This is a genomic window from Cohnella sp. CFH 77786 (assembly GCF_019400745.1).
Taxonomy (GTDB): domain Bacteria; phylum Bacillota; class Bacilli; order Paenibacillales; family Paenibacillaceae; genus Cohnella.
Genome location: NZ_WJIB01000011.1, coordinates 50,068 through 73,638, shown reverse-complemented (window position 1 = coordinate 73,638; position 23,571 = coordinate 50,068). Strand labels below are relative to the sequence as shown.

At 58.1% G+C, this 23,571-nt stretch carries 15 protein-coding genes; 5 read left to right on the top strand and 10 right to left on the bottom strand.

Annotated features, from left to right (window positions below; translation table 11 throughout):
* The first annotated feature begins 23 nt into the window (after positions 1-23).
* Complete coding sequence (locus GE107_RS17025; protein WP_219641190.1) at positions 24-665, top strand: hypothetical protein; 642 nt, start codon at positions 24-26, stop codon at positions 663-665.
* Positions 666-730: 65 nt separating this feature from the next.
* Here the strand turns inward: GE107_RS17025 and GE107_RS17020 are convergent, their stop codons facing one another.
* A complete protein-coding gene (locus tag GE107_RS17020) occupies positions 731-1,678 on the bottom strand; it encodes a cell wall hydrolase (protein WP_219641189.1) in 948 nt (315 codons plus the stop codon).
* 219 nt (positions 1,679-1,897) lie between these two features.
* Here GE107_RS17020 and GE107_RS17015 point away from each other — a divergent pair, with 219 nt between their 5' ends.
* From GE107_RS17015 to GE107_RS17005, 3 genes are read left to right on the top strand one after another with little or no spacing between them, the layout of a single operon-like run.
* Complete coding sequence (locus tag GE107_RS17015) at positions 1,898-2,578, top strand: GntR family transcriptional regulator (RefSeq protein ID WP_219641188.1); 681 nt, start codon at positions 1,898-1,900, stop codon at positions 2,576-2,578.
* Positions 2,579-2,592: 14 nt separating this feature from the next.
* Positions 2,593-3,669 (top strand): mannonate dehydratase, encoded by a 1,077-nt coding sequence (uxuA, locus tag GE107_RS17010; protein WP_219641187.1) that lies wholly within the window; start codon positions 2,593-2,595, stop codon positions 3,667-3,669.
* A 15-nt stretch (positions 3,670-3,684) separates the two neighbouring features.
* Positions 3,685-4,539: an SDR family oxidoreductase gene (locus GE107_RS17005; RefSeq protein WP_219641186.1), complete on the top strand. Its 855-nt coding sequence runs from the start codon at positions 3,685-3,687 to the stop codon at positions 4,537-4,539.
* Positions 4,540-4,562: 23 nt separating this feature from the next.
* Here the strand turns inward: GE107_RS17005 and GE107_RS17000 are convergent, their stop codons facing one another.
* Entirely contained in the window at positions 4,563-7,217 is a 2,655-nt protein-coding gene (locus GE107_RS17000; protein ID WP_219641185.1) for a glycoside hydrolase family 78 protein, read from the bottom strand.
* 151 nt (positions 7,218-7,368) lie between these two features.
* Here GE107_RS17000 and GE107_RS16995 point away from each other — a divergent pair, with 151 nt between their 5' ends.
* A complete protein-coding gene (locus GE107_RS16995) occupies positions 7,369-8,250 on the top strand; it encodes an AraC family transcriptional regulator (RefSeq protein ID WP_219641184.1) in 882 nt (293 codons plus the stop codon).
* Between the two features lie 513 nt (positions 8,251-8,763).
* Here GE107_RS16995 and GE107_RS16990 read toward each other — a convergent pair.
* From GE107_RS16990 to GE107_RS16955, 8 genes are all read right to left on the bottom strand, one after another.
* Positions 8,764-10,509 (bottom strand): DUF4091 domain-containing protein, encoded by a 1,746-nt coding sequence (locus tag GE107_RS16990; RefSeq protein ID WP_219641183.1) that lies wholly within the window; start codon positions 10,507-10,509, stop codon positions 8,764-8,766.
* A 271-nt stretch (positions 10,510-10,780) separates the two neighbouring features.
* Positions 10,781-11,752: an NAD-dependent epimerase/dehydratase family protein gene (locus GE107_RS16985; RefSeq protein ID WP_219641182.1), complete on the bottom strand. Its 972-nt coding sequence runs from the start codon at positions 11,750-11,752 to the stop codon at positions 10,781-10,783.
* 78 nt (positions 11,753-11,830) lie between these two features.
* Positions 11,831-13,024, bottom strand: coding sequence for a glycine C-acetyltransferase (locus GE107_RS16980; RefSeq protein ID WP_219641181.1), 1,194 nt, complete (start codon positions 13,022-13,024; stop codon positions 11,831-11,833).
* Positions 13,025-13,150: 126 nt separating this feature from the next.
* On the bottom strand, positions 13,151-14,164 hold the full coding sequence (locus GE107_RS16975) for a M14 family zinc carboxypeptidase (protein ID WP_219641180.1): 1,014 nt from the start codon (positions 14,162-14,164) through the stop codon (positions 13,151-13,153).
* 30 nt (positions 14,165-14,194) lie between these two features.
* Positions 14,195-15,061, bottom strand: a complete 867-nt coding sequence (locus GE107_RS16970) for a carbohydrate ABC transporter permease (RefSeq protein WP_255570562.1) — start codon at positions 15,059-15,061, stop codon at positions 14,195-14,197.
* A gap of 15 nt (positions 15,062-15,076) precedes the next feature.
* On the bottom strand, positions 15,077-15,985 hold the full coding sequence (locus tag GE107_RS16965) for an ABC transporter permease (protein WP_255570561.1): 909 nt from the start codon (positions 15,983-15,985) through the stop codon (positions 15,077-15,079).
* A 71-nt stretch (positions 15,986-16,056) separates the two neighbouring features.
* Positions 16,057-17,637, bottom strand: a complete 1,581-nt coding sequence (locus tag GE107_RS16960; protein WP_219641179.1) for an extracellular solute-binding protein — start codon at positions 17,635-17,637, stop codon at positions 16,057-16,059.
* A gap of 213 nt (positions 17,638-17,850) precedes the next feature.
* Entirely contained in the window at positions 17,851-23,436 is a 5,586-nt protein-coding gene (locus tag GE107_RS16955; protein ID WP_219641178.1) for a DUF4962 domain-containing protein, read from the bottom strand.
* Between the last annotated feature and the right edge of the window lie 135 nt (positions 23,437-23,571).

Here is a 23,571-nt window from a genome sequence, read left to right as displayed (position 1 = left end):
AACATATGGAAAGCAGGTCGTTTATGTACGGAAAACGCCGGATGAGAAGAAGGCTGAAGCGTCGGCAGAAGGTCTTGGTTACGGTACGGGTCGACAAAATCCAAACCCGAATCTGGCATCCCTTGCTCAAGAAGCTGAAAATCATCGTCATCGTCAACAATCAATTCACGAATGCAGCCAACGCCACGCAGCTCGCCAGCGGCGCCGGAAGAAGCAGCGCGGCCGGCAACAACGCCGCCATCGCCTCCTCCAATACCGAGCAGCAGCAAGGCGTGGGCGCAGGCGGCACGGCGACGAACTCGGGAATGGAGGGCACGCAGTCGGAGCCGCATCGCAGGCACTTGAAGGATCCGGGAATCTGCAAGCACCGCAGGCTTTGCAAGATCTGCAAGCATCGAAAATGCTGCAAACATCGAAAATTCTGCAAGCTCAGCCGCAGGAAGAAAAACGAAATCGTGATCGTCCTGAATAATCAGGTCCATCGTTCCGGCAACGAATCGCAATCCGCCGCGACCCAAGTCGCCAGCGGAGGAGAATCGTTCAGCGCAAGCGGAACCAACGCGGCGATCGAAAGTTCGAATACGAAACAACAGCAAGCCGTCGGAGGCGGCCCGGGGGCTCAAGCGTCGAACCTGGGCATGAGCAATGACCAGATCGAGACCTAGCGGAATGTCAAAATAACCCGTTCCCCTTGACTTCAAAGGGGGACGGGTTATTTGCTTATGCATCGTTATTTCGCGAACGTATGGCTGCCGATGACTTTGACGACCGTCACTTTTTTCTTTTTTGCCGGCTCCAGCTTCGCGTTGAAGAAATACACGGCGCCGGGCACGTTGTTCTCGCCGGACAGCGCGGCCTTCGCCGCCCGGGTGCTGTCCTTGGAAGGCTTGGCCTTCGCCAGAAGGCCGTTGCCTGCCGGGGGAAATTGATACGGCGCGTAAATCACGCCCTTGACGGTGTTCGGAAAATCCGGATCGCGCACGCGGTTCATCACGACGCTCGCTACCGCCAGCTTCCCCTCGTAAGGCTCGTTCCCCGCTTCGACCTGCACCAGCTTGGCCAGCAGCTCCAAATCGGCCGGGTCGATTTCCGGAGCGGCTTTGGCAGCGGCTTTGGGGGCGACGGCGGTTTTCCGGGAGGCGGGATCCAGGAACTCGGGAACGATTACTTTCAGCCGCTGTCCGATTTGCAGAGACTCGTCACCGATCCCGTTACGGAGCTTGAGCAATTCGACCGTCGTATCGTAGGCTTGCGCAATGCCGGAAAGCGTCTCCCCCTCCGCCACGATGTGTTCCGGCACCGCAACGATGTCGGCCGTGTTCGTCTCATCATTCCATTTCACTCGGGCGTGCATCGCTTCTGCGAGGAGACGCACCGGCAAGTAGGCGTTATCGTTCCGGACCGCGACCGGTTCGGGCAATTCGTATTTCTTATCGTTGAACGTAACCGCAGGGGATCCCGTCCGGAAGGAGAGCGTGCCGCCGATTTGGTTCGAGACGGTAATGAGACCCGACTGCTTGTCATAAGAGAGCGTCCATCCCATGCGCTCCGAGAACTCCCTGACCGGAACGTACGTCCAGCCGCCGTCGATCCACAACGCTTGGGTCCACTCGATGGGTTGCCCTTCGATTGACACGTTGTTGTCCGAACCCGCGAACGCCGATCCGATGCCCGCCATCAGGAATAAACCCAGGGTCGCCGCCGCTACTCTCGTTAGCCGTATGATCTTCCGTCATCTCCAATCGTGGATGCTAAGTTTGCCGCTATTATACATCCTCCGAAAAGAAAGATATGGAATATGAGCGTTTTTTTATTTTTATCATCTATCCGCGGTTAGCAGGATTTCGCTTTCTAACTGCCATACTTGTATGGTAGCATGGTATCAAGAGGTGAGAAAATGGATTCGAATTTCGGGAGCTGGCCGCCGGCTTCCACCCGCGATGCGGTATACGTCTCCCTAAGAGAGCGGATTTTGAGCCTGGAGCTGGCTCCGGGCGCGTCCTTGTCCGAGAAGGAAATGTCCCTGCGGTACAACGTGAGCCGAACGCCGGTGCGGGAAAGCTTCCTCCGCCTGGCCGAGGAAGGCCTGCTGTTCATCCTGCCCCAGCGCGGCACCTACGTCTCCTTGATCGACACGGAGCTCGTGGAGGAATCCCGCTTCATGAGGGAGCAGCTGGAGAGCGCGGTCATCCGCCTCGCTTGCGCGAAATTCCCGGAAGAGGGGCTAGCCGAGCTGGAACGCAACCTCCGCGATCAACTCGACTGCATCGGAAAGCAGGATGACAAACGCATGTTCGAGCTGGACGAGGCGTTCCACCGGACGATTTTCGAAGGCTGCCGCAAACGCAACACGTGGGCTCTCATCCAGAAAATGAACGCGCAGCTGAACCGGGCCCGCATGCTCAGGCTCGTTGCCGATCACCGCTGGGAACATCTCTACGCGCAGCACAGGCGAATGGCGGATGCCATCATCCGCCGCGATCCTGACGGCGGGGAAAGGGTGATGCGAGAGCATTTGAGCCTGCCGATCGCGGATTTGGCGGTATTGAAGGAACAGTATCCCCACTATTTCAAATAAGGGAGGTTGCTCGCATGCGCATGGTTTTCCGCTGGTTCGGCGAAGGCAACGACACGGTATCGCTGGACCAAATCAAGCAGATCCCGGGCGTGGAAGGCATCGTCTGGTCGCTGCACCACGTTCCCGCCGGCGAGGAATGGCCGATGGAGGACATCCTGGCCGTCCGCGAGCAAGCGGATCGGGCCGGCTTCCACCTCGACGTGGTCGAAAGCGTGAACGTCCACGAAGACATCAAGCTCGGCCTTCCGAGCCGGGAGCGTTACATCGAGAACTACAAACGGACGATCGAGAAATTGAGCCGGGTCGGCGTCAAGGTGATCTGCTACAATTTCATGCCCGTGTTCGACTGGCTCCGGACCGACCTGCGCAAACCGATGGCCGACGGTTCAACGGCGCTGTTCTATGAGAACAGCCTCATCGCGGACGTGGATCCGTTCGAGCTGGTGAAACGGATTCAAGAGAACTCGGAGCTGTCGATGCCGGGCTGGGAACCGGAGCGGCTGGCGCATCTGGCGGAGCTGTTCGAGGCGTACCGGGGCGTCACCGCGGAAGACATGTGGCGCAACCTGGAGCATTTTCTGAACGAGATCGTACCCGTCGCCGCGCGTTGCGGCATCCGGATGGCCATCCACCCCGACGATCCGCCGTGGCCGGTGTTCGGATTGCCCCGCATTATCACGAACGCGGCCAGCCTGCGAAGGCTCCTCTCGCTGCACGACGACCCGGCGAACGGAATCACGCTCTGCAGCGGTTCGCTGGGCGCGAGTCCGGATAACGACATCGTTTCGATGATCCGGGAATTCGCGGACCGGATTCCGTTCGCCCACATCCGCAACGTCCGCGTGTACGAGAACGGCGATTTCATCGAAACTTCGCACCGTACGCAGGACGGTACCGTGGATATAGCCGGCATCGTTGAAGCCTACCGGGAGATCGGGTTCCGGGGATACGTCAGGCCCGACCACGGCCGGCATCTGTGGGGCGAGCAATGCCGGCCGGGATACGGTCTGTACGACAGGGCGCTAGGCATCATGTATTTATGGGGACTGTGGGACGCGTACAGCCGCGGGAGCCAACCGATCGTAAAATAAGGACAGGTGATCTCCATGACCGAATTGCCGAAGCATCCCGCGCTGCAGGGGAAAGTAGCCGTCGTGACCGGCGGATCCGGCGTGCTCTGCCGCGTGATGGCCGGAGAGCTCGCCCGTCAAGGCGCGAAAATCGCCATTTTGAACCGGACGCTGGAGAAGGGGGAAGAGCTCGCCCGCTCGATCCGCGACGCCGGAGGCGAAGCGATCGCGGCAGCGTGCGACGTGACGCTGCCGGAAAGCGTGTCGGAAGCCGAACGGATCGTTCGCGAACGTCTGGGTCCTTGCGACATCCTGATCAACGGGGCCGGCGGCAACCATCCGAGCGCGAATACGACCCGCGAGATCTTCCGCCCGGAGGATTTGGAGAATCCGGACGTCACGACCTTCTTCGATCTCAGCGTCCAAGGATTTCGCAGCGTACTCGATCTGAACATGATCGGCACGCTGATTCCGACGCAGACGTTCGCCAAATCGATGGCCGGACGCCCCGGAGCCGTCATCATCAATCTGGCCTCCATGAGCGCCCCTTCCCCGATGACGAAGGTGCCCGCGTACAGCGCGGCCAAAGCGGCGATCGTCAACTTCACGCAATGGCTCGCGGTCCATCTGGCCGAAGCCGGCATCCGGGTCAACGCGATCGCGCCCGGCTTCTTCCTGACGGAGCAGAACCGGAGCCTGCTGACGAACGAAGACGGTTCCCTGACGGAGCGGTCGCATAAAATCTTGACCCATACGCCGATGAGGCGTTTCGGCAAGCCGGAGGACCTGCTCGGCACGCTGCTGTGGCTGGCGGACGAGACGGCGTCCGGCTTCGTGACGGGCGCGACGATTCCGGTCGACGGCGGATTTCTGGCTTATTCCGGGGTGTAGCCGCGGCGATAAGATTTACCACTTTACCAAACGAACTCATAACTTCCGGAGCCCGCCGCCAGAATCAAATCGCAGCCGCTCTCCCAAGCCGAGGAGATTCCGGCAGCCGACCGAATCGGCTTGCCCGATTCGGTTGCCGTTGCCGCCGCGGCTCCGGGCAGCCGGATCTCGGCCGTCGTGTTCGGCGGGATGGTGGCCTGCAGTTCCATCTTCCCGTCCTCCCGCCTGCGCCACGCCGATCGGACCGTTCCGTACATCGTATCCAGCCGGCCGTCGGCCCAGTCCAACCCTTGCGCGGGCGGCTGCGGACGGATCCGGATTTTTTTGTAGCCGGGGCAACTCTCGTCCGTATCGATCCCCGCCACGCAGCGGTACAACCAGTCGCCTATGGCTCCATAGGCATAGTGGTTAAATGAATTCATGTCGCGGCTCCAGAAGCTTCCGTCCTCCCGGATGCCGTCCCAATGCTCCCAGATCGTCGTCGCTCCCTTGGTCACCTGGTACAGCCACGAGGGATAATCTTGCTGGAACAACAGCTTGTAAGCCGCTTCCGTCAGGCCATTCTCGCTCAGCGCATGGTTCAAATACGGCGTGCCGACAAAGCCGGTCGTCAGGTGAAACTTGCTTTCCTCCAGCAATTCCGTCAGCTTCCGAACCGCTCTCTCCTTCGCCTTGCCGCGAAGCAAGCCGAACGTCAGACCGAGGACCTGAGCCGTCTGGGTCGGCACGGACAACCGTCCGGAAGGCGTCACGAACTCGCGTTCGAAGGCGTCTTGGATCCGGTCCCGCAAGACGGAGTAGGCTTCGGCGTCCGCCTGTTCGTTCAATACGGCGGCCGTCTTCTGAAGAAGCGAGACCGAGTGCGCGTAGAAGGCCGTGGCGATGTAGTCTTTATCCGTGGCTCCGATATAGGAGTCCGGCTTCGCGTCCAGCCCGAGCCAGTCTCCGAAGTGGAAGCCGGTATTCCAGAGGCATTCGTCGTCTCCGGACCGCCGGATGTATTCCACCCATGCCTTCATGCTGTCGTATTGTTCCTCCAAGATCCGCGTGTCGCCGTAGACCAGGTACAACGTCCACGGGCAAATGACGGCCGCGTCCCCCCAGGCGGCGGAGGAATGGCTGGTCGGCTTCAGCACGTGGGGAACGACGAACGGAACCCCGCCGTCGGGCGCCTGATCGGCTTTCAAATCCCGCAGCCACTTGGTGAAGAACGGGTTCACGTTCACCAGATACGCGGCCGTTCGGATGAACATTTGGGCGTCTCCCGTCCAGCCCAGCCGCTCGTCCCTCTGGGGGCAGTCCGTGGGCACGTCCAGGAAATTCCCTTTTAATCCCCACAAAATGTTGTGCTGCAGCTGGTTGATCATCGGATCGGAGCATTCGAAACGGCCGGTCGGATTCATATGGGAGTGCAGGACGATGCCTTCGAAATCGTCTAACGAGATCGGTGCCCGGAAGCCCGTCAGACGGACATAACGGAATCCCTGGAACGTAAAATGGGGCTCGAACGTTTCGCGGCCGCCGCCTCTGAGCGCGTACCGGACGGTTTGCTTCGCCTTGCGCAGGTTATCCGTGTAGAAGTTCCCGTCCTGGTCCAGTACCTCGGCGTGCTGCAGCGTCACTTCGTCGCCCGATTCTCCGCTTACGGCAAACCGCACCCATCCGACCATGTTTTGTCCGAAGTCCAGCACCGAGTCCCCTTCGGGCGTCGTGATCAAGGCGATCGGGGCGATCGACTCCACGGCCTGAACCGGCTCGTTCTCCTGCGCCGTCAAGATGCTTTTCGGATGCTCGATGATTTCCGCGAAGCTCCAGCTGCCGTCATCGAATCCCGGGGCGTTCCAGCCCGGTTGCTCCAACCTGGCATCGTAAGTTTCCCCATGGTAGATTTCGGACATCAGAATCGGACTGGGCGCCGCTTTCCACGTGCCGTCCGTCTCCAGCGTCCATTCCGTGCCGTCCTCCAGCGTAATGTGCATCTGCAGCAGCAAGGCGAGCCGATCGCCGTATTTGCCGCTTTCTCCTTCCCAGCCGATTTCGCCTTTGTACCAGCCCTTGCCAAGCATGCAACCCACCACGTTCTCCCCTTTGCGCAACAAAGAAGTCACGTCGTAGGTCTGATACTGAAGCCGTTGCCGGTAACTCGTCCAGCCCGGCGTGAAATAGCGGTCGCCTACCCGGATTCCGTTTAGCGTCAATTCGTACAATCCGAGAGCGGTGGCGTACATTCTCGCCTCCCGGATGCGCCCATCGACGCGGAACGATTTGCGGAGCATCGGACAACGGTCCGGATCCCGGGAAGACAGCTCCGCCGGCGGAGAGATCCAGGATGCCGACCATTCCGAGGCGTCCAGAAGCCCCGTTTCCCAGTACCCCGGCTCGGACCATCCGGATGGACGATCCTGCCCGTTCCATGCCATCACGCGGTAGTGGAATCGCTTTCGCGACGGGGAGGCGAAATCCCCCAATTCCACGTGCACGCTTCGGTCCGACGCGACTTTACCCGAATCCCAGACGATCCGTTGGAATAGCGGATCATCGGCAACCTGAATCCGGCAGGCCGTTTGAACCGCGGCTCTCTCGTCCGCTTCCAGGCGCCATCCGATTCGCGGCCGGGCCACGTCGATGCCGACCGGGTTGATCTTGTACTCGCAGCTCAGTCCCGTTACACGAAACAATTCCGATTCCTCCGATCGATGGTCCATATCGGAACGCACGCCGGCATTCCGTTCGTTTATAATTATAAAGAGCGCCAGAAAATGTTTGCCCGGGAGAACGGACTCGCGTACCCGGATGAACGGACATCCACCGACGGCCGAGGTGTCGCTTATGCGTACAATAGCAACCTTTCATGGGGACGAGCTGTTTTTTCGGCACGATTTGTCCGTTTACGTGAACCGGGCCGACGAGAATTTCGCCGTTCCGCTGCACGACCATGATTTCGTGGAAATCGCCTTCGTGACCGAAGGATCGGGCTTTCACCACATCGGCGAACGCGTCTGCCGAGTCGCCAAAGGCGAGCTGTTCGTCATTCCCATCGGCGTTCCCCATGTGTTCCGGCCTTCCGCCGCCGACGCGGCCAAGCATCCTCTGGCCGTCTACAACTGCGTCATTTCCCCGCGGCTGCTGCATCAAATCCATCCAAACATCAAGGATGAGACCTTCGGGGACTTCATTCGCTCCCTCGATCGGGATGATTGTCCGGGATATTCCTTGCAAGACCCGGGGGACGAGCTGGACAAGCTGTTTCAAGCTTTGCACCGCGAATATACGCTCCGGCGGCAAGGTTCCGTCGACTACCTGAACGCCTTGGTCATACAGCTTCTCATTACGGTCCACCGCTTGATTCTCGCCGAACCCTCGGTGGAAGGAACGCAAGAACCGCACCCGGCGCCTTTTATCCGCGTGCTCCAATATTTGGACCAGCATATCGAGGAAGAGTTGACGATGAGCAGGCTGGCGCAGGTGAGCGGGTACAGCGAACGCCATCTGCGGCGGTTGTTCCACATGCATACCGGGCAATCCCTTCAACGTTACCGGCAAAACCTGCGGATCGAGAAGAGCTGCGTGCTCCTCCGGAACACGGATCTGAAAATCGGGACCGTCGCGGAGCAGGTAGGTTATCGGGACATCGATACCTTCACCGCCCTCTTCAAACGCTGCGTCGGAAAGACGCCGGGCGAATTCCGAAAAAGAAACGGTTTCGATTAAAGGCTGAGTTTCCGGAACGGTAAGTTTGAAAGGTAAGTTATCGATCTCCTGGAAGGTCTTCACGATAGGATACCTTTGTTGGGATTCCGTGCGGATAGGCAGTTTCTCGAAACGGTATGCCGGATTCGCCGCGCCGGTCAACTTTAGAGGAAAAACCTCCCTCTAAATCCGATCATTTCAAGGATTTGGGAGATTTAGAGGGAAAAGCTCCCGCTAATATCGGTTACCTAGTCGCAGCTTGCCGAAATCAGAAACATGACGCTTATGCGTGCGACTTCGGGCATGCTCCGAACCTCCGGGTTGTACTTTGCTTCCCCAAAACCACTCTCTGGAAACTTATACTCTCTAACATGTAACAAATGTAAACACAAACGGCCCGGGCGCACGTCATCATGCCCCGGGCCGTCTGCCAGCCAAACAGCAGAACGGGCTTCCCCAGTGATCGGAAAAGCCCCGGATTCAAAGATTTAAACGGATTCAACAGCATCTTCGAGTATCATCCAATCTATAACTTTACGGCTTTTCCAGTTCGGACAGGATTTCTTCGATGATGGCTTCGTATTCTTGATGATCGAGCGAGAAGAGCTCTTCCCTTTTCCGTCTCGCGTTCCGGTGAAGCTCCTTCTCGTCGGTCCACAGAAAAACTTTGCGCATGCGCTCGGCGAGCTTCTCCCGATCCCCGCCCAAACCGACATAGCGCTCCATGATTCCGAAGTCGCGGATTCCTTTGCGCAGCATCTTGTAGCGGAGAGTCAGCATCGGCTTCCCGTCCCGGCCCGGGTACACGAAATTCGTGTCTCCGGCCGGAAACAGCGGATAATGATAGGAGATTCGATGAAGCGGATCGTTCGGCCAAACCGTATAGTTCCAGCGTAGAAATCCGTCCAGATTCCAGAACCATGCCAGCCAGGGGATGAGCCTGCTTTCCAATAGATGAGAGCCGATAAAGGTGTTGGGATACGGATTCTCGCAAGCGACGTAATAGAGCGTTTTTCCTCTCTTCTCCGGCATCAGGGCGGCGATCCGATCGTATTCTTGGGCGACGCAGTCCAGATTGGGCACATGATCCAGGAGCCCTTCCTCCGCGATAAACGCGGCATGGTTGATCGCGACCTTGTACTGGAAAGATGGCGCCATCGCTTGCAGCGATTTCAGGCGGTTTCGGAACCGTTCGATGTCCGCGGGTTCATCCGCCGCGATTCGGACTTTATCCGCCCATCCCCGTTCGATGAAGTTCTTCTCCAATGCGGCCACGTACCGCTCCAGATGCCGTTTTTCCCGGATGTACTTGTAGGTCTGGCTCCTTTCGTCATAATATCGGATCCGGATGGCATCGTCATGGTCCCGGATGACGCCGCCGTAGCCCGCGTCCTCGAGCACCCAAATGTTGAGCAGCCCGAACACTTCGATTTCCGAATCGATTCCGTATTTCATGCACAGCCCCACGTACCGGTTCAAGGAGCGGAAGTCGTACGTCCATTCGTCATTCCCGTGATGCGTTACATTCACGATGCTGTACTCGAACAGGTTGGCGGGATCGACCCGGTCGTAGCAGGAAGCCTGCCCGGACCACGGAATCTCGGAGACGACGACCGTGATCGCTTTCTGCCCGAGATCGGCCAACGAGGAAACGTAGTTCTCCAGGATGGCGAAATGCGGCTCGCTCCACAGCTCCACGTCGTATTTGCGGGCGATATTGGCGTTATGCTGCCACAAATCGAGATAAAACCGATGATCCCGCGGATCGCTTAAGGCGACGTCCATCACCTTCAATTCGAAGGTCAGCGTGCGAACCAGGGTCTCATCCTCGAACATTCGATGCCGGAATACGCGAATCCGCGGATAATAGGCACCGGGTTCCACGTCGGCGCCGAGCTCCGCTTCGATCCATACCGGCTGCACCTTTCTTCTCTCCACGTGAACGTATGGCTGCTGCAAGATCATATCCGACTTCCATTGCCGGTCGTCGTCTTCTACGAGACCGATCAGGTTCGCTTGGATTCGGCCGTTCGCAAGTCCCGGGACTTCGACCTCTACGCGCACGATGTCGATGGGACCGCGCTCATGGAAGCAAGCCTCCCCGTTCACGGATACGAGCATTTCCTCTTCCGAATACAGAAGAAGCTGGACCGCGGCACGGTCGTTCCTCCCGCACACGAGGGAAATCTCTTTCTTCTCGTCGAACGGAACCCCGAAGCGTTGATAGACGCCGAAAACGTATTTATAGCTTTCATGCTCCAGTCCTGCAACGATTGACATCTTATCGCCTCCGAAACCCGAATTGGCAAACGAAATCGAGCGTTCAGCCACCCCGTCATGATGCGGCTAGGAGCCGTGCTCGCAGACTGGCGCCAGCACGGATAGGCGCGATAACCGACTTGTTCTTCCAAGAACGGCTCCAGCTCGTCGGGCTTCGCAACCGTCACTTCGAATCCGCCTCTTCGATCAGCGTGGCGAACGAGATGCGCAGCCCGTTTACGATACGCCATAACACCGGGTTTTGCAGCATTCTCCTTGACCGTTAAGCGTATCATTGCAAAATCGCCTCATTACCGCCGTATAACGGCTTTCCGGACAGGTTCGACAGCATGTCGTCGGTCATGCCGTCCAAATCGTATTTCGCCCGAAACCCCCACTCTTCCCGCGCCGCCGACGCGTCAAGCGCGTCTGGCCACCCGTCCGCGATGGCCTGACGAACCGGATCGATGTCGTATTCGAGCCGGAAATCCGGGATGCGTCTGCGGATGCTGGACGCGATTGCTTCCGGATCGACGCTCATCGCCGTTACGTTAAAGGCGTTCCGATGCTTCAGCCGGGTAGCGTCCGCTTCCATGAGCCGGATAACCGATTCGACCGCATCCGGCATGTACATCATGTCGAGAAAGGTCCCTGGACCGAGGTATGACCTATATTGGCCGGACTTCACGGCGCTAACGTACATGTCCACGGCATAATCGGTCGTCCCGCCTCCCGGGGGAGCGGCGTGCGAGATCAACCCGGGAAAGCGAAGGCCTCTCGTGTCCACTCCGTATTTATGAAAATAGTAATCGCAGAGCAGCTCGCCCGACACTTTGCTAATGCCGTACATCGTGGAGGGGCGCTGGAGCGTATCCTGCGGCGTGCCTTTTTTGGGCGTACCGGCTCCGAAGGCGGCGATCGAACTCGGCGTAAAGAGCCGGCAGCCGAGAACTCTTGCCGCTTCCAACGCGTTCAACAGTCCCCCTATGTTCAACTGCCAGGCGAGCATCGGCTTCGATTCCGCCGTTGCGGACAGCAAAGCCGCCAGATGGATGATCGTATCGGCTCCGTGATCTTTGGCCGCTTCGCAGAGTGCATCGCCGTCGGCAACGTCCACCAGCCGGAACGGTCCGGACGAAGCCTCGCCATGATCGCCGCGGATGTCGCTCGCCAAAACCGCATCATGGCCGTATATTCCGCGCAGCCGGGCCGTCAAATCCCGCCCGATCTGGCCAAGCGCGCCGGTCACGAGAATCCGCCTCATGTTGATTTCCCTCCTGACATAGGGATCTTTGAGCACTACATAGGGATCTTTGAGCAAAGCTCAAAGTCTCTCCTTACATTATCGTATGATGCCGAGCTCGCGGCCGATTTTCCCGTAAGCGGCCAGCGCGCGATCCAGCATCTCCGTCGTATGCTCGGCGGTAGGCATGTTCCGGATTCTTCCGGTCCCCTTCGGCACGGTCGGGAAGACGATCGCTTTCGCGTTAATGCCTTCCTCGTACAATCGCTTGCTGAAGCGCTGAGTGGTCTCCTCGTCGCCGATGAGACAAGGGGTAATCGGCGTGGCGGTTTGACCCGTAGAGAAGCCGAGCGCCCGGAGTCCCGTTTGCAGGTACGCGGCGTTTGCCCAAAGGCGGTCTTGAAGCTGCTTGCTTGCTTTCAGGACGTCGATCGCCGCGATGCATGCCGCGACCGTCCCCGGCGGCAGCGCGGTCGAGAAGAGGAATGGACGGCTGCGCGCCTTGAGCCACTCGACGACTTCGCGCGTTCCCGCCACGTAACCCCCTACGACGCCGACGGCCTTCGATAACGTACCGATTTGAAAATCGATCTTTCCCGACAGGCCAAAATGCTTGGCGGTGCCCGCTCCGCCTCCGAGCACCCCGGAACCGTGCGCATCGTCCACGTAGGTAATCAGATCAAACTCCTCCGCGATGCCCACGATTTCAGGAAGCTTCGCGATGTCGCCGTCCATCGAGAATACGCCGTCCGTGATGACCATGATTTTCCGGAACGAGCCGGATTCCCTGGCTTCCTTCGCCTTCTCCCGCAAGTCGTCCATGTCGGAGTGGCGGTATCGAATGACTTTGGCTTTCGTCAACCGGCAGCCGTCGATAATGGAAGCGTGATTCAGCTCATCCGACAGGATGGCATCTCCCTCGCCCATCACCGCGGAGATGGCCGCCATGTTGCAGTTAAAGCCCGATTGATAGGTTACGGCGGCTTCTGTTCCTTTGAAAGCGGCCAGTTTCTCTTCCAATGCGACATGCAAAGAGAGCGTCCCGTTAATGGTTCGAACGGCTCCGCTTCCCACCCCGAACCGAATCGTCGCCTCGATCGCGGCGTCCACCAGCCTCTTGTCCGCAGCCAAGCCCAAATAGTTGTTGGAAGACAGGTTCACGAACTCCCGGCCGTTCATGCGGACGACGGGGCCGTTCGGACTGTCCAGCGGTTCGATCTTATTGTAAAGCCCGCGGTCTTTCAGCTCTTTTAATTGAGCCCGCAGTAAAGCGGATAACGTTTGGTTTGCCATGGCGGTTCCTCCCGCGCTAGATTCATTGACGTGGGTCGTGCAATAAAACGCATGAAATTACGCCATCACATACATATGTTATCGTATACATAAATACGTTACCCGGTAGCGACACTCCCCCATGGACTACCGCAAGGCAAACCGGAACATCTCTTCGAACAAAACGAAATGACTGTCCAAAATCTCTTCCTCCGTCAATTTGTCTCCCGGCGCGTCAAGCCCCATATTGGACTCGAAAGTCATGCTCATTCCGCCGCAGGTATGATGGACCGCCGACGTCAAATTGAAGGACGGAAACGGGCGACCCGCTCCGTCCGCCGCGGCTTGATCCACCAGGGCGAACGGAAGGCCCCTCCTCCGGCAAGCCGCTTCCATCCGCTCGTTGAACGCCTGGTGCTTCCGTTTGACGGACGCGGGCAAGTAAGGAATCGCCGGAAAATGAATCGGCGAGTTCGCTCCTCCGTGCAGCGAGACGTGGAAATCGACCGCTTCCCGCTCCGACAATTCAAGCAGCGCTGCCGTTTCCCGCGCCATGGGAGCGAAGAAGTTGTCATGCATGAAGTTGACCCCGTCATCGTTGAAGTAGGATCCCAGAAAACCGGAAGCATCCTTGATCGGATGAACCGCCTTGCAGTCCGGCCACGCGCAGAGCGTTCCGTCTTTCCACGTCCCTTGCATCCAATAAACGAATTTCTCGTAAGGGGCATCGATCAGCGTATCGACCGGCAGCCTGGCCCGGCCGTCGGGATTCAGGCAGGGGATGAGGAGCAGCCGGAATCGATGGGCATAATCATATACGTAATCGTGCCGTCTCCCCCGATAATCCGTTCCGGTTTCAAGCAAACGGATGAGGTTCATGACGGCGGCAATCCCCTCGAGCTCCCCGCCGTGTACGCCTCCGACGAGCAGCAGAACGGGTTTGGCGTCTTCGCCTTTGCGTGCGTAAAATTCCGGATTTCCCGCGCCGCATGCCGAATTGTAATTGGCTCTCCGGCCGAAGTCCTCCTTCTCGCCGTATTCGGCCATCCAGATGTCCCGCCCTCCGGCCGAAGAAGCCAGGATTCCGGCTCGTCCCCGCGCGACCTTCGACATGCCTTCCGCGATTTCCGTCAAATTGCTTTTCCAGAACGATGCGGCCAAAAGCGGTCCCTCCTCCCATGCAGACGTCTATCATCCTTTTACCGACCCCATCATGGCGCCTTTGACGAAATGTTTCTGAATGAACGGATACACCAGCATGATCGGCAGCGTGCCGACGAGTATCACCGCATACTTCAAAGATTCCAATATCACGTTCTTGTCGCCGATGGCAGAGCTAACGGTCGTGTCCGAGTACTGACCGATCATGACGATGTTCCGAATGATCACTTGAAGCGGCATCAAGCCGGCATCCCGAATGAAAATAAGCGCGTAGAAGAAGTTGCCCCAAATTTGCACCGCGTAGAACAACGAGATCGTTAAAATCACGGGCTTCGACAGGGGAAGCACGATTCTCAGCAGGATGCCCAGATCGGATAACCCGTCGATTGTGCCGGACTCCTCGAGCTCCCGCGGAATGCCTTGAAAGAACGTGCGCATGATGATCAGGTACCACGAGGAAACGAGCCCCGGCAGCACCATGGCCCAGATCGTATCCAGCAAACCGTAGCTCCGCACCACGAGATAAGTCGGGATGAGCCCGCCCGTGAACAGCATAGTGAAAACGATCATCAGCATGAACGTTCTGCCGAAGACGAGGTTCCTCCTCGACAACGAATAGGCTCCCATGGTCGTGAAGATAAGCGATAGAGTGGTCCCCAACGCGACGTAAACGAGCGTATTTTGGTAACCGACCAGAATGCGGCGATCTTGAAAAACGGCGGTATAGGCATCGAAATTGATCCCTTTGGGCCAAAGACCGACCTGGTTACCGACCACATATTCGGCGGAGCTTACCGAGACCGCTGCCATGTGGACGAAGGGAAACAGCATGGCGCAAGCGAAGATGCCCAGCAGCAGAACGTTAACGACGTCGAAAAGACCCGTATGCTTTTTCAATCCGCATGCACTCCCTTACCATAGACTCGTTTCCCCATATCTGCGGCTGAGCTTGTTGCTCGCATAGACGAGCACGAATCCGATGACTCCCATGAACAAATCGATCGCCGTGCCGTAGCTGTATCCCCCTTGCAGAAGGCCCACCCGGTACACATAAGTCGAGATAATGTCCGACGTGTCGTAAGTGGCCACGTTGGACAGTAAAAATACCTTTTCGAAGCCGATTTCCAGCACCTGTCCGATCTGTAGAATGAACATGATGACGACGGTCGTCGCGATCCCGGGCAGCGTCACGTGCCAGATCTGTTTCAGCCTTCCAGCGCCGTCCACCGTCGCCGCCTCGTACAGCTGCGGATCGATGGTCGTGATGGCCGCCAGAAAGATAATGGAACTCCAGCCCGCCTGCTGCCAGATTTCCGAGCTGACGTAAATCGTCCGGAACCATTCGGCTTCCTGCAGGAAGTTGATCGCCGGAAACCCCATCCGTTGAATCATATGGTTGAGCCAGCCGGTGCTGGGCGACAACAGCATCACGATCATGCTCGAGACCACGACGGTGGACAGGAAGTAAGGCAGGTAGCTGACCGACTGCACGAACCGTTTAAAGATCTTGCCCTTCAGTTCATTGAGCATCAGGGCGAGAATGATGGGCGCCGGAAATCCGAACAGAAGCTTGTATCCTCCGAGGAGCACCGTATTTTTGATGATGACGAAGGCATCGCGGTTTTCGAAGAACTGCCTGTAATATTTAAGACCCACCCACGGACTTCCCGCAAGGCCCTTAAACAAGTTGTAGTCCATGAATGAGATCACGATTCCGAACATGGGAACGTACTTGAACAGAACGTAGTAGACCAGGACGGGTGCCAGCAGCAGCAGAAAGATGCGGTCGCGTTTCAGTTGCCCTATGATAGATGGCTTCAATGCCGGTTCTCCTTCCCGAAAAGACAAGGCTGAACGTCGTCAAGAGGCGTCCAGCCCTGTCGCGATTCTCTTTACTTCATGTTCTTTTTCAGGCGGTCCAATCCGACTTGGTAGGCGTCGATGATCTTCTGCGAGCCCAGGTTCTTCAGCTCGGCCAGGAACGCGTCCCATTCCGTCATCGGCGTTTGGCCCATGATGAACTTGGCGACGGACGTATCGTAATATTTTTTAACCTGCTCTTCCGTGTTCGCGATGGCGCTTTTCTCTTCGCTGGTCAGCGGAGGCAGCGCGTTGATGCTGGGGAATTGATATTTGGCGGCTTCGGTATACGCATATTGCTCATTCTCGTTGCTGAGCGATTTCGACGCTTCGAAGTCGGCTACGCCGTACGCGCCCGTCGTAAACATTCCCAGCTGTTTGCGAAGATCGTTCGGCTCTTTGAACTGCGGCAGGAACTTCCGTTTGCCGTCTACGACCGTGTACGATTCCCCTTCTTTGCCCCAGCTGAGAAGCTCTTTGCCTTCGTCGGAGTAGAGGAAGTCGAGATAACGCAGCACGGCGTCCAAATTCTTCGTTTTGGAAGAAACGGCGAAACCGTATTCCTCGTAGTTCGTGTTCGGGATATAGCCTTTGCTCCCGGTTCCGGTCGGAGGCGCCATGAATTTCAAATGGGCGCCGTTCTGAAGCTGCGCGTTCATCACTTCGATTTGTCCGATAAATTGGATCGTCATGAACGATTTGCCCGTGGTGATGAATTGCGTCCACGCCTTATAGTCCATCGAGAGCCAATCCGGCGGCGTCAGGCCTTCCTTGTAGAACTTGTTCAAATATTCGACCAGTTTCTTAAAGCCGGGATCGGTCACCCCGTGCTTGATCTTGCCGGTATCCTTATCCTCGTAAAATTCCGGATAGACGCCGAACGACGGACCGAAATATTTCAAGGTATTGATGCCGTGGCGGAAAACGAAAGGATAGCTGTCCGGATACAGCTCTTTCAACTTCTTCGCCGTTTCGTACAGCTCATCCCAGGTTTTCGGCTCCTGGAGCGAATGCTTCGCGAAAACGTCGTCCCGGTAGAAAAACACGGTCTGATTGCCCGCGCCCATGCCGTCGTTCACCACCTGGTAGATTTCTCCGCCCGGCGACGTCATTCTTTGGGCGACATCGGGTCTGGCCTGCAAAAAAGCTTTCAGATGGGGCATTTGGTCCAGATGCGGGGACAAATCCAGGAAAGCGCCCTGCGCCCCGTACTTCTGGGCTTCGGGAGGGAACACGGCCATCAAATCCGGCATGTCGCCGGAAGAGATGGCGAGCGCCAAAGACGGATCGCGGTCACCCGTCAGGGTCTCCTCCTTGATCGTGATATTCGTTTTCTCCTTGATCCACTTCCATACGGCCCAATCATTGTTGGCCGGCGCGATCGGGGAAAGCTCGACCAACAGCCGGAGAGTCGCCGGTTCAGGCAGATCGGACGACGCCGATGCGCTGGCGGACGCGCTCCCGCTTGCGCTCGGGCTGGGCGAAGCGGATTGGGTTTCGGCTTCCGCTCCGTTATTTTTGCCCGAGCACCCCGCAAGCACCGTGGTTAGCAGCATGATCGCCGCTAACAGGGTGAACGCCGTAACTCTGTTTCCGGTCTTCTTTTTCTGCATCAAAATGAATGCACCGTCCCTTTTCGATTTTTGGATTCTGCGTTGCCGGCGATTATCAAGGTTCGTGAATTCGCTTACAAACGTTGCAGCCCCCTTGATACCGCGATCATACGGCACAAGGGGAGCGTCGGTAAATCGGCGGTTCCGACGCGGCTGCAACTCCTTTGCGGTTTTCTTAAAATCATAACAGTTTTCGAGAAAACGCCTATCGTATTATGCCGGATCCTGCTGGCCTGACGGATCGTGAGGCACCTCGACGGTTGCGGAAAGGATCGTTTGGTTGCCTGCTTTATCCGTAGCCGTATAAGTTACCGTGTAAATTCGTCCCGTTCCTTCGCCCGATCTTTCGGCCCGCAAACCGAAGGAAGCGGCCTCCGTACCGATATCGGCTTGGATATCGTGCTGTTCGCTGTCCGGCTCATTGCTCGTAATGGATGTCAGAACCACGGACGCCACGCCGGAACCTTCATCCTTCGATTGCAACGCGGCATGCACGGTTACCATTTGGCCATTTGGCGGCCAGATCGACGTTGGATCCAATTCGACGGTGAGCGTCGGAGCCGTTTTGTCGATTTTGAATTCGGTGGAATGAATCTCTTCCGTATGGCCCGTTACATCCGTGCTGCGGTAATCGACTTTGTAGATCCCGCCGCCGAACGAGGGAATGGAACCGGTGTAGGGAATCCAGTCCCCCTCGTTCACCCGGTACTCGGTTTTCGCCGCGCCGGAGCCGCCGTCGTCGCTTGCCGACAAGCTTAGCGTTACGTCCGACGTATACCAGCCGTTGCCGCCGTTCGGTTCACCGGGATTCAAAAAGGCAACGGTAACCGGAGAAGTCTTATCCACCTTGACGGCGACCGTGCGTTCGGCTTCCTTGTTCCCTGCCCGGTCCGTACTCCAATAGGTCAGCGTGTGTACGCCTTCCAACGTCAGGTTCACGGATGTGCCGGTTTGCTGCGGACCTCCGTCTACCTTGTAATAGGTGGCAGCGACGCCGGAACCGCCTTCGTTATCGCTGGGGGTGAGCGTTACCGTGACATCCTCGCCGACCCAGCCCGCCGGTGCATTGTCCGTCGTCGTCGGGGCGACGGCATCGATATTGGTCTTGTACATGGTCACGTAGTCGAAGAGGTATTGGCCCGTGTAGCGGCTCGGCCGGAAGACGAACGAATTCAGCGTGGAGACGCTCTCGTTGTCATTGTAAAACTTCAGTCCGCTGATCTTGTAGATGCCGGCCGTCTTATCCAAATTTCCGGGGAAGTCCGCCTCTCCGGCGAGGTTCTTGAAAGCATCCGTCTGCATGGTAATGTCGTACCTTTTCGCGTCCATATCCGCATCGAAGCGAAGCGTCATCCACTGATCGGTCGGAAGCTTGGCGCCGGGGTTCGGAATTCTCATCGGCGTATTATTCCTCCAATAGCCGAACGTTCCGTCGGAGTAAGCCGTGAAACGGATCAGATCCGTTCCGGCGCCGCCGATCATGAGCTCGAAGAAACCGACCTTGTTCGCGATGAATCGGGTCTCGAACGTCACTTTGCCGCTTAGAGGCGCGGTGGTTTTCTGTACGATCGGACTGACCGCCCACTCGTTGCTCGGATCGGCGTAATTGTCCAGTACCTTCAACGCTCTGCTCGCCGGATCCGGCAGCGGCACGGTCTCGACGATCGTACCGAAATTCCGGGTGAACGACCAACCGTCTCCGTTTGCCGCTTCCTTCGGCCAATTATCGAACGTCTCGTAATACTCGCCGGCGATGCCGGCGGACGGCATGGTTAGCGTCAGGGTCGGACCGTCCGTCGATTCGTTGCCGAGAGCATCCTTGGCCTCCACTTTGAACGCATAAGTCGCACCCGGCGTCAGCCCCGTTACGTCGTAGGCATTGCCAGACACTTCGACCGCTTGGCCCGGTTGATCCGACCGATACAGTTTATAGACGGCTGCCGTTCCGGAATTATCGGTTGCGGAGTCCCACGTCAGCTTCGCGATTTTGGGAAACAGATGGACGATCCGGACCGAAACCGCGTCGCCCCACACGGGCGCCGTCACGTCCCGCATCGTCACGCTTACGGCCGCACTGGCCTGCGAACGGTTGCCGCTCGAATCCACCGCCCTTAAGGTGATGGCATACGTCTGTCCGGTCGTCAAGCCGGTGACCGTCGCGGTCAGGCTGCCGCTTGGCACAACCGTATTCTGTACGCCATTCACATAAACGGCGTATTCCTTCACCTCAACATTGTCCGTCGAAGCCGTCCAAGAGATCGTTGCGGTCGTATCCGTCTGGCCAACGAGCTGCACATTGCCGGGAATGCTCGGCAACACCTCGTCATCCTTCACCTCGATGAGGCCGATCCAGTCCATATTCATCGGGCCTAGAGCCGTCCATAACGTAATATCGATCGGACCCGCGTTCAGCTGCTGGCCGGTTTTCACCCGAATCCCTCGCCAATTTTCGGGAACCGTACCCCAATCGACGGTCGTCGGCGTCTCGAAGTAATAGGGCTTGTCGCCGATCATGGCGAGCCGGCTGGTCAGCTCCCCTTGAGGCAGTCCCCAACCCGATACGTATTTCAACACGAGATCGTAGGTTCCCGCCTTCGGAACGTTGATTTGCCACTTGCCCCAAGATCCTTCGGTCACCCAGTTCGCGATGCCGGCGCCTCCCGACAGGAACTTCCGGGTCGTATAGACGGTAAACGATTGATCACCCGATGCCGTGTAAGCTTCCGCTTCCTGCCAAACGGTCGGCGTCGTTTCCCTCATCTCGTCCGGATTTTCCCACAGCACCGTTTGCGAAGGAGTGTCCGCGCCCATCTTCCTCAGCTTCACGATGCCGGGAGCTCCTTGCAGAAGGATGGGGGCGTCGGCTTCGAGGTAGACACTGTCCGGTTTCCCATGGGTCGCGAACAGAAATCCGGGCGGCGCTTCCAGCACCTGGTACAGGCCGGATGCGTTGCCGAGCTTGCCCCAGGCGACGGGGTTGCCCTCCGTGTCGCTATGCCGCTGCAGCGTGATCGTTCCGGGAACCCCGTCGATTTCGGTTTGCAGGGTGACGGGTCCCATCGGCTCCGGCACCGGGGCGTTATTCAACTTGAAGGCTCGCTGGCCTTGCTCCACTTGAAGGTTAAGCGTGTCACCCGTAACGGTCCAATACGCGCCGCGCGACGCCATCGCTTCTGCGGCCGTTCCGCCTTGCGGGATGTCCGCGCCGCTGTCGTCCTCGCGCACCCGCGTCAGCCCCGGCGCATGGACGGCTACCTCCGTATCCGCTTGGCTCGACACCGAGAGCCGGTCTTTGCCGTATACGATCGTCGCGGTCTGGCTGCTATCGATCAGCGTGACGCCTTCCTTCACGACCTTCTTGCCGTCCACGAGCAGCACCGTATCTCCCTTAACGGCCACGGCCGCTCCGTCGAACGTAAGACCATCCGCGTTGACGACTCCGCTCGTTCCCATCCGGACATACACGACGGAACCGTCCGCAAACGGGAGTTTCATGTAGTCGCCGTGGTTTTCCGCCGCCGCTTGCTGGGGAACGCCGTCCCGCTTGTAAGCTTCCATCGTCGACACGATCGTCGTTGCCGTCGTCTTGGGCGTGATGAAAGCCGCATGCTTCTGCGCTTTGCCTGCAAATTTGCCGCCGGGCGGCCGTTCGATTCCGTTCTGATCGAGAAACTTGTCCTCATAGGTTGTCCGCAGTCCTGCCGGAGAATGGAGCCGTACCTTCAAGGCCGCGTCCCCCTTCAGGATCGTCGCGCCCGCATTGTCCCCGTCGAGATCCAGCTCGTTATCCGCGTGCAGCCGCCATTCGAATTCCGAGCCCGCCGGATTCGCCGAAGCCAGCTGGTCGATCACCACGAACACCTGCGGCCGCACGTAAATGATTTTCCGGTCGGCTCGCGTCAACGCGCCCATGTAGGCGGCAGAAGCGTCGCCGCTCGTCGCGTCGAAATCGGGATGCGTGACGAACCCGGTGATCCGGCCGTCCGCGTCGATGTTGTTGATCGGCTGCCCCTGCTTCCCGTCGAACGTAATCGCGTTGGAGGCGAACGTTTGCTTGCCGTAAAACTTATCGTGATCCGTGAAATATTCATCATAGAACCCGCTCTCGACGGCAAGCGACTCGCCGAACGCTTTGACGACGAAGCTGTTCTGGTCCGCGTGGCTGTGGTTGAAGCTGCCGTACGGACTGGACTTGAAATACAGGGAGACGCGGTCGGGATCGTACAGCTTGGAATGCATGGCGACCATTCCCGTATCCCGGAACCACCGGCTGTCCGGCAAGTCCACCGGCGGCCGGACGGCAAGGCCGGCGTCTCCGTAGAAGTAATTAGCCGGCTCGTCGCCCGGCCCCGATCCGATCGCTTCGGCCGCCCATTTGAACCTGGGATCGCCGTACATCTGGGCCAAGCGGTTATAAATGGACACGCTGGGACGGCCGGGAGAATCTTCGCTTCCGTCCCCGAACGCGCCGCCCGGACTCCCGTGTGGGAACATATAGAGCGGGAACGATCCTTCGTTGCGCGAGTAGGCTTTATCGTATAGGTTAAAGCCGCTGGCGCTCAGCAGAACATCGGTAAACTCCTTGCCGAACAAGGAGGACCATTGCCAATACCCCGTTCCCTGCGACCAGCCGCCATCCTCTCCGCCCCAGGGAGGCATGATGTTGATATAGGCGGGAACGATGGAGCGGAACCAATTCTCGGCAGCGGGCGCGTCGTGAAGCAGCGCGATCGCGATGATGCCGATGTACCCGAAATTGGTCCAACCGTGCGAGTCGTAAGGATTTTCCCAGATCTTATGCGCGCTGGTCAGATCCGTCACCATCGTGTTCGTTCGGGACACGATCATGTTTCGGATCGACGTTTTTTCTCCATCCGTCAGCTCGGGGAAATCGTAAATCCAGTCGTAGGCCATGGCGGACCTGAGCGCAATGTAGCGGTGGACCTGATCGTTGATCACGTAACCCGTATCGCCGTCCGGATTCCAGGCGGCGATGCTGTTCAGGCGTCTTCTCGCCTCTCTACCGTATTTCTCCTTGCCCGTCACGAGATACAGGAAGGCGGCGTCCGCCATCATGTTGACGGCACGGTCGGATTCCGCGCGCAGTTTGGTCAGCGCGTCCATGTATTCTTTATCGCGAGGATGCGAAGGGTCATAGGGAAAGTCGGGCTCGGGCGGCAGCGCGGCGTTCAAGTTCGCCGTAACCGACGCCAGTTTGGATTCGTAAATCGTCCTCCCCGTCGTCTGGGCCAGACCCTGGAAATCGTCGAGCGTATCGGACGTCGTCCAGATCCGCGGATGGGCCGAGCTGATGCTGCCCATGATGTCTTCGACGGGAGGAACGGGGAACGGAACGTTCTGCTCCTCGATGCGGAATTTCCGGACGGCGCTCCACTCCGACCAGCCCTCCGCGGACTTGTGATACTTCACGCGCCAGTACCAGGTGCCGGCATCGAACACATGGGGAAAGTTGTAATAGTTCGCGGTCAACGAATCGTTCTCATAGACGACGTCGGTCACGGTGCTGCTGCGGCTGACTTGAAGATCGTATTGATCCGCTCCGGCGATCGCCGGCCAGTGGAAATCGGGCGGGTTTTGCGTCGTGACGAGCCCGTCTGCCGGCCCGAACGGAATATTCAGTCCCGTGAGCGATGAGGCCGGCCATGCCGGCGCGGCGTGGGCCGCGGGAAGCCGGGAGAAGGGCAACCCGCCGAAACATCCGAACGCCAGCACCACCGCCATTACCCAGATCAAACTTTTACGCGTTTTCGCATTCGTTTTCCTGTCCACCCACACCATCGACCAGCTCCTTTTTTCATCGAAAATGAATCCGCTTACAAAAACGCGACGCCTGGAAACGCCCTCATCATAAGGCATCCCGAGAATACGGGAAATCAGCACAAATGATTCGATTGAAACTCCCTTGCGATTTTC

Excerpts from the sequence above, each read along its gene's own strand:
- GE107_RS16985 (WP_219641182.1), bottom strand. The coding sequence starts at position 11,752 with ATGAGGCGGATTCTCGTGACCGGCGCGCTTGGCCAGATCGGGCGGGAT.
- GE107_RS17020 (WP_219641189.1), bottom strand. The coding sequence starts at position 1,678 with ATGGCGGGCATCGGATCGGCGTTCGCGGGTTCGGACAACAACGTGTCA.
- GE107_RS16960 (WP_219641179.1), bottom strand. The coding sequence starts at position 17,637 with ATGCAGAAAAAGAAGACCGGAAACAGAGTTACGGCGTTCACCCTGTTA.
- GE107_RS17015 (WP_219641188.1), top strand. The coding sequence starts at position 1,898 with ATGGATTCGAATTTCGGGAGCTGGCCGCCGGCTTCCACCCGCGATGCG.
- GE107_RS17005 (WP_219641186.1), top strand. The coding sequence starts at position 3,685 with ATGACCGAATTGCCGAAGCATCCCGCGCTGCAGGGGAAAGTAGCCGTC.
- GE107_RS16990 (WP_219641183.1), bottom strand. The coding sequence starts at position 10,509 with ATGTCAATCGTTGCAGGACTGGAGCATGAAAGCTATAAATACGTTTTC.
- uxuA (WP_219641187.1), top strand. The coding sequence starts at position 2,593 with ATGCGCATGGTTTTCCGCTGGTTCGGCGAAGGCAACGACACGGTATCG.
- GE107_RS16955 (WP_219641178.1), bottom strand. The coding sequence starts at position 23,436 with ATGGTGTGGGTGGACAGGAAAACGAATGCGAAAACGCGTAAAAGTTTG.
- GE107_RS16995 (WP_219641184.1), top strand. The coding sequence starts at position 7,369 with ATGCGTACAATAGCAACCTTTCATGGGGACGAGCTGTTTTTTCGGCAC.
- GE107_RS17025 (WP_219641190.1), top strand. The coding sequence starts at position 24 with ATGTACGGAAAACGCCGGATGAGAAGAAGGCTGAAGCGTCGGCAGAAG.
- GE107_RS16980 (WP_219641181.1), bottom strand. The coding sequence starts at position 13,024 with ATGGCAAACCAAACGTTATCCGCTTTACTGCGGGCTCAATTAAAAGAG.